Genomic DNA, 7581 nt, shown 5'->3' on the forward strand with positions numbered 1-7581 from the left:
GCTCCCCCTCAGCTGACCTTGATCTCGTTGTAGACCGGGACGCTGAACGGGTTGAGCTTGACGTTGGACAGCCGCTGCGAGTAGCCGGCGCTGCCGTTCTGGTACCAGAGCGGGATGGCGCCCATCTGGTCCCTGAGGACCCCCTCGGCCTGCTGGAAGGTCTTCACGGCCTCGGCGGTGTCGGTCTGCCCGTTGGCCTTGTCGACGAGGCCGTCGAACTCGGTGCTGGACCACTTGCCGTCGTTGGAGGAGGCGTTGGTGTAGTACAGCGGCTGGAGGAAGTTCTGGATGAGCGGGTAGTCCATCTGCCAGCCGGCCCGGAAGGGACCGTTCATCTTCTGGTCGGTGATCTGGTTGCGGAAGTCCGCGAAGGTGCCGACGGGGTTGCCGACGCAGGCGCGGTCGTTGCCCAGGGCGTTGTTGATCGAGTTGCAGACCGCGTCCACCCACTGCTTGTGGGAGCCGGTGTCGGCGTTGTAGGTGATCCTGACCTGGCCGCCGGGGAGCCCGCCGCCGTCCTTGACCAGCTTCTTGGCCTCGTCGGGGTGGTACTCGCACCACTTGCCGCACAACCCCTCCTTGAACCCGCCGTCCTTGCCCAGGACCGGCGAGGTCCAGTCGGTGGCCGGGGTGCGGGTGTTCTGGAAGATCGTGTCGGTGATCTGCTTGCGGTTGATCGCCATGGACAGGCCCTGGCGGACCTTCACCGAGCCGGGCTGGTTCCAGCCGCTGTCGTAGAAGGGGAACGCCAGGGTCTGGATGATGCCGGCCGGGGTGTTGATGTAGCGGCTCCCGAGGTCCTTCTTGACGTTCTTGAGCTGGGCCGCGGGGACGTCGTCGACGAGGTCGAGGTTGCCTGCCATCAGGTCGGTGTAGGCGGTGTTGTTGTCGGTGTAGACCTTGAGGTCGACGCCGCCGTTCTGCGCCTTGTCGTCGCCGGGGTAGTCGCTCCAGGTCCGCAGGGACATCTGGGAGCCGCGGGTGTAGTTGTCGATCTTGTACGGCCCGTTGCCGACCGGCTTCTTCAGCCAGGCCGCGTGGTCGTCGAAGAACGCCTTGGGCAGGGGCGCGAAGGCGGAGTAGCCGAGGGTGTCGGGGAAGCTGGAGAACTTCTGGTTGAGCCTGACCGTGAAGGTGCGGTCCCCGGTCACCTTCAGCCCGGAGAGGGTGTCGGCGGTCTGCGCGCTGCCGTCCTCGGGGTGGACCCGGTCGTACCCGTCGATGTAGCCGAAGAAGTACGCGTTGCGCTGGTTGTTCTTCAGGCCGGCGCCGTAGTTCCAGGCGTCCACGAAGGAGGCGGCGGTGACCTTCTCGCCGTTGCTGAAGGTCCAGCCGTCCTTGACGGTGACGGTGTAGTTCTCGGAGTCGGTGCTGTCGATCTTCTCGGCGAGCATGTTCTTGGCCTCGCCGGTCTGGGGGTCGTAGCGCTTCAGGCCCCGGAAGATCATGTCGAGGACCTTGCCGCCCTGCACCTCGTTGGTGTTGGCCGGCTCCAGCGGGTTCTGCGGGTCGCCCCAGGAGGAGCTGAGCACCGAGCCGCCGTCCCCGCCGCCGCTCCCGCCGCCGCCTCCGCAGGCCGTCGCCGCGAGTGCCACCGCCGCCGCGACGGCGGTCCATTTGGCCTGCGTGGCTCCGCGCATGGAATGCCTCCTTGCCCCGACGCGTCCGAGGACCCGTCCGGATCGTCCGCTGATCCATTACCGGCCAATATCGGGGCAAGTACGGCATTCCGCACCCGCATGCCTCCCTTTGGAGGAACCCCACACTCCGCCATCGGGCGCGAGGGGCCCTCTATCACACGTTCGCGTGAACGGTGATGGTGGATCATGAACGGGGGCGCAACTGATCTTCGGGAAGCGATGCGGAACCGTTGGATTTCGACCGTTCGGTGTACGCATTCCGACGACCCGGCGTCCGGATAACGAACCTGTTGCCCGTTTCGCGTAATTGGTCCTTTGTAAAGCACGGATCGATCACGGCGCGCTACCCGCCCAACTACGGAATGGCAAAGACGAGGCAAAGAGAGTAAAGAGAGCGTCAACTCGAACCAGTTTTTATTGACCTTGAACGAATTGCGTTGAAAAAGTCCGGCGTAGCCCGTAGGGGGACGCCCTGCGGAGTCATCAGACCCTCCCTTGGGCCAGGAGCACCATGACCCCCCCAACTCCATCAGCGGCTGCCCCGCTAGAGGTGACCGACGAGAGCGTCGACAAGTCGCCCACGCCCGCCACCCCTCAGGGCAACGAGAGCCGCTCCCCCGGGCGCCTGGCCTGGAAGCGCTTCAAGCGCGACCGCGCGGGTGTCGTCTGTGCCTGCGTCGTGATCTTCTTCTTCGTGATCGCGCTCGCGGCACCCCTCATAGCCAAGCTGTACGGCAAGGACCCGTACACCACGTACGCCAGTGACCGGCCCGAGCTGCTGGACGCCTTCGCCTACCCGGCCGGTCCCAACGGCGGCATGAGCTCGGAGTTCTGGTTCGGCATCGAGCCCCAGCTGGGCCGGGACGTCTTCACGTTCCTGCTCTACGGCATCCGCACCTCCCTGGGCATCGCGATCACCGCGACCCTCCTCACCACGATCGTGGGCGTCGTCATCGGCACCACGGCGGGCTACCTGGGCGGCAAGACGGACTACTTCGTCAGCCGGGTCATCGACATCCTGCTGTCCTTCCCGTCGACGCTGTTCTTCATCGCGTTCATGCCGGTCGTCTACGGCCTCTTCGTCGCGGCCGACGAGAACGTCCCCACGTCGCTGCGGGCCATCTCCCTCATCCTGGTGCTCTCCTTCTTCGGCTGGGCCTCCCTCGCGCGTCTGCTGCGCGGCCAGGTGCTCGGTCTGCGCGAGCGCGAGTTCGTCGAGGCGGCCAAGGTCACGGGCGCGTCCCCGTGGCGCATCGTCTTCAAGGAACTGCTGCCCAACCTGTGGACACCCATCCTCATCCAGTCCACGCTCATGCTCCCGGCCTACGTGACCGCGGAAGCGGGTCTGGCCTTCCTCGGTGTCGGCATCATCGACCCGACCCCCGACTGGGGAGTCATGATCCAGCGAGGCGCCCAGTTCTACACCGAGGACCTGACCTTCATGCTCTTCCCGGGCGTCTCGATGGTGATCTTCGTCCTCGCCTTCAACCTGCTCGGCGACTCGGTGCGCGACGCACTCGACCCGAAGTCCAAGCGCTGATCCGTTCCGCCTCCGGTCCGTACACAGGAGTCCGGCCGGCCCTCCGTCCCGCTGACCACCCTTGGTAGGTTCACCATGTCCTTCTCCCGCAGAAACTTCCTCGTCGCGACGGGTGTCGTCGCGGCCTCGTCCTCGGTGCTGACCGCCTGCGGCGGCAGCGACAACAAGAGCGGCGGCTCCCGCAACGACGCGCCCAAGGTCAGCGGCAGCAAGACCACGGAGATCCTGGTCGGCACCAAGGCCGACTCGACCGGCCCGGCGCCGGCCGTCCCGGACGCCGTCAAGGGCGGCACGGTCTACTCGCTCGACCAGTTCGACATGGACCACCTGGACCCGGCGCAGATCTACGTCTCCACCACGGGCGCCATCACCGTGCCGATCATGCGCGGTCTGACCGGCTACAAGCTGGACGGCAAGGGCGGCACCACCCTGGTCGGCGACGCCGCCACGGACGCCGGCACCATGAAGGACGGCGGCAAGACCTGGTCCTTCACCATCAAGGACGGGCTGAAGTGGGAGGACGGCTCCGACGTCACGATGGATGACGTCCGCCACTCCTTCGAGCGCCTCTTCGCGTCGTTCATCACCGAGGGCCCGCGCTACGTGCAGCAGTTCCTCGTCGGCGGCGACAAGTACAAGGGCCCGTACGAGGGCAAGCACCTCGACTCCATCGAGATCGACGGCAAGACCGTCACCTTCCGCCTGAACGAGGCCCGCGCCGACTTCAACTTCACGCTGGCCATGCGCGGCTTCTCCCTGGTGCCCCAGAAGCACGACACCAAGGAGAAGTACGACAAGCGCCCGTTCTCCTGCGGCCCCTACAAGATCGGCGCCCGCAGCATCGGCAAGTCGCTCACCTACGTGCGCAACGAGCACTGGGACGCGAAGACGGACCCGATCCGCAACGCGTACCCGGACAAGTTCGTCTTCCAGTTCGGCTACGAGCTGATCGCGTCCACCGACCGCTACATGGCGGACCGGGACAACGACCAGTACACGATGTCGATCTTCAACGAGGTCGCCCCGCAGCGCATCGCCCAGGTCCTCACCAACGCGGAGCTGAAGAAGCGCGTCCTCACGGTGGTCGACACGGTCACCTACTACTGGCCGATCAACACCACCCGGATCAAGGACGTCAAGGTCCGCCAGGCGATCAACTGGGCGTGGCCGCACCAGCAGCTCCAGACGATCCGCGGCGGCGCCTCCACCAGCGAGCTGGCCACCACGGTCCTCAGCCCGGTGACCCCCGGCTACACCAAGTTCGACCTGTACGGCGTCACCAAGAAGCCCGGTGGCGACCCCGCCAAGGCCAAGGCGCTGCTGAAGGAGGCCGGTGCCGAGGGCCAGAAGCTGGTCATCGCCTACCAGCAGTCCGAGAACTCGGTGAAGTCCGCCGTCGCGATCAAGAACGCCCTGGAGGCCGCCGGCTTCCAGGTCGTCAACAAGCAGGTCGACAAGTCGACCTTCTACACCCAGATCGGCAAGGTCAACAACGGCTACGACCTGTTCGCCGCCGGCTGGAGCCCGGACTGGCCGAACGGCTACTCCGTGTTCTACCCCTGCTGGAGCGGCGAGAACATCGGCGACGGCCGCAGCAACTACGCCCAGCTCGACGACGCCGGTGTGAACCGCGCGATCGACGCCGCCTCCAAGATCGAGGACCCGGAGCAGGCCAACAAGGCCTGGGGTGCCGTCGACCGCCAGATCATGGAGCTGGCGGCCGTCGTTCCCGACTACCACTCGATCCGCAACTGGATGTACGGATCGAAGGTCGGCAACGTCATCTTCGACAACGGCAACACCTGCATCGCGCTCTGCCAGCTCTACCTGAAGAAGTAGGCGCGTACGATCCCTCGGGGGCGGCCACCATCCACACGGCCGCCCCCTTCGGGCCCACCCCCCTCCACCCCTGGCGACGGCGCCCCGTCCGGAAAGTCACGCCCTCATGCTCCGCTTCCTAGTCCGCCGAGTCTCCGGCGCCGTGGTGATCCTGTTGATCATCAGCGCCGTCACTTTCTGGCTCTTCTACGCAATCCCGCGTGACCCTGCCATGATGTCCTGCGGCAAGAACTGCTCGCCGGAGAATCTGGAGCAGATCCGGAAGAACCTGGGCATCGACGAGTCCATCATCATGCAGTACTGGCACTGGCTGGTGGGCTTCTTCGTCGGTCGCGACTACGGCAGCGCCGGCTTCTGCGACGCTCCCTGCCTGGGCTACTCCTTCGCCAACAGCGAGCCCGTCCTCGGCACGATCATGGACCGGCTGCCCACGACGCTGTCGCTGGCCTTCGGCGCCGCCGTCTTCTTCGTGATCATCGGCATCGGCGCGGGCATGCTGGCCGCGCTCAAGCAGGGCAAGTTCCTGGACAAGTTCGCCAGCTCGGTGTCCCTGCTGGGCTCGTCCCTCCAGATCTACTTCGTCGGCTACGTCGCCATGTACTTCTTCGTGTCGCAGCTCGACCTGCTGAGCCAGCCGTCGTGGACCCCCTTCACCCAGAGCCCCACCAGCTGGTTCTCGGGGCTGCTGCTGCCCTGGATGACGCTGTCGATCATCTTCACCGCCAACTACACCCGTATGACGCGCTCCCAGTTGGTGGAACAGCTCAACGAGGACTACGTGCGGACCGCGCGGGCCAAGGGCCTGTCCGGACCCAACGTCTTCTTCCGGTTCGCCTGGCGCGGTGCGATGGGACCGATCGTCACGATCTTCGGCATCGACCTCGGTGTCCTGATCGGCGGCGCCATCATCACCGAGTCCGTCTTCTCCCTCCCGGGCATCGGACGACTGGCGCTCCAGGCCGTGGACAAGAGCGACCTGCCCATGCAGCTCGGCGTCACCATGCTGGCCGCCACCGCGATCGTGCTGTCCAACATCGTCGTCGACGCCGTCTACGCCCTCATCGACCCGCGGATCCGGCTCGCCTGATCCCGGTCGCAGCCGCCAGCCCCCTCCACCGCCCCCACCCCGGCGACCCCCGCATCACCTCTGGAGCGTCCCCGTGACGAGCACCGAACAGCAGCCCTTCCTCTCCATCCGCGACCTCAAGGTCCACTTCTCCACCGAGGACGGCATCGTCAAGGCCGTCGACGGGCTCACCTTCGACCTCGCCAAGGGCAAGACGCTCGGCATCGTGGGTGAGTCGGGCTCCGGAAAGTCGGTCACCAACCTGACGATCCTGGGTCTGCACGACCGGGACCGCACGCGGATCGACGGGGAGATCGTCCTCGACGGCCAGGACCTGCTCGCCACCTCGGAGCGGCAGCTGGAGCGGCTGCGCGGCAACAAGATGTCCATGATCTTCCAGGACGCGCTGGCCTCGCTGTCGCCCTACCACACCATTGGCAAGCAGATCAGCGAGACGTACCGCAAGCACACCGGCGCGTCCCGGCTGGAGGCCCGGCACCGGGCCATCGAGATGCTGCGCCGGGTGGGCATCCCGCAGCCCGACGTCCGCGTCGACGACTACCCGCACCAGTTCTCCGGCGGTATGCGCCAGCGCGCGATGATCGCCATGGCGCTGGTCTGCGACCCCGAGCTGCTGATCGCGGACGAGCCGACCACCGCGCTCGACGTGACCGTCCAGGCGCAGATCATGGACCTGCTCAAGGACCTCCAGCAGGAGTTCGGCACCGCCATCATCTTCATCACCCACGACCTCGGCGTCATCGCCGACATCGCGGACGACGTGCTGGTGATGTACGGCGGCCGGTGCGTGGAGCGCGGCACCAAGGAGGAGGTGCTGCGCACCCCGCAGCACCCCTACACGCTGGGCCTGATGAACTCCATGCCGAGCCTGGACGGACCGGTCGACGTGCCGCTGTCCCCGATCCCGGGCTCCCCGCCCTCGCTGCTCAACCCGCCCTCCGGCTGCCGCTTCCACCCCCGGTGCGCCTTCGCCGAGAAGGTCCCCGGCGGTCTGTGCTCCAGTGAGAGCCCGGTGCTGGAGGTGGTCGACGGCCGGGGTTCCGCCTGTCACCTGCCCAAGGAGCAGCGTTCGGAGCTGTTCGCCGACTTCGCCGGTACCCGGCACAACTGACGTACAAGAGACGGGACTTCACCAATCATGAGCAACGCACAACCGCTCCTGGACGTCAGCGGTCTGACCAAGCACTTCCCCATCAAGGGCGGCTTCCCGATACCGCGCACCGTCGGCGCCGTCCGCGCCGTGGACGGCCTGGACTTCCAGGTGCACGAGGGCGAGAGCCTGGGCCTGGTGGGCGAGTCCGGCTGCGGCAAGTCGACCACCGGCCGGCTGATCACCCGCCTGCTGGAGCCCACCGCCGGAAAGGTCCTCTACCGGGGCCAGGACATCACCCACGCGAAGCGGCGGGCGCTGGCGCCGATCCGGTCCGAGATCCAGATGATCTTCCAGGACCCCTACGCCTCCCTCAACCCGCGCC

General features: G+C 66.6%; 6 protein-coding genes. 5 read left to right on the forward strand and 1 reads right to left on the reverse strand.

Annotation, left to right across the window (positions count from 1 at the left end):
- Positions 1-8 precede the first annotated feature (8 nt).
- Positions 9-1640 (reverse strand): peptide ABC transporter substrate-binding protein, encoded by a 1632-nt coding sequence (locus ACZ7LB_RS14100; protein ID WP_471467996.1) that lies wholly within the window; start codon positions 1638-1640, stop codon positions 9-11.
- Between the two features lie 511 nt (positions 1641-2151).
- On the opposite strand from ACZ7LB_RS14100, the gene ACZ7LB_RS14105 reads away from it, so the two are divergent.
- The 5 genes from ACZ7LB_RS14105 to ACZ7LB_RS14125 form a co-directional block, all read left to right on the forward strand.
- Positions 2152-3180: an ABC transporter permease gene (locus ACZ7LB_RS14105; RefSeq protein ID WP_471467997.1), complete on the forward strand. Its 1029-nt coding sequence runs from the start codon at positions 2152-2154 to the stop codon at positions 3178-3180.
- Positions 3181-3255: 75 nt separating this feature from the next.
- On the forward strand, positions 3256-5019 hold the full coding sequence (locus ACZ7LB_RS14110) for an ABC transporter substrate-binding protein (protein ID WP_471467999.1): 1764 nt from the start codon (positions 3256-3258) through the stop codon (positions 5017-5019).
- Between the two features lie 106 nt (positions 5020-5125).
- Positions 5126-6106, forward strand: a complete 981-nt coding sequence (locus tag ACZ7LB_RS14115; RefSeq protein WP_471468000.1) for an ABC transporter permease — start codon at positions 5126-5128, stop codon at positions 6104-6106.
- Positions 6107-6179: 73 nt separating this feature from the next.
- Entirely contained in the window at positions 6180-7217 is a 1038-nt protein-coding gene (locus ACZ7LB_RS14120) for an ABC transporter ATP-binding protein (protein ID WP_471468002.1), read from the forward strand.
- 27 nt (positions 7218-7244) lie between these two features.
- Positions 7245-7581 (forward strand): ATP-binding cassette domain-containing protein (locus ACZ7LB_RS14125; RefSeq protein WP_471468003.1); only part of this gene is annotated, 337 nt, incomplete at its 3' end.

Source organism: Streptomyces sp. NPDC107521 (genome assembly GCF_055598485.1).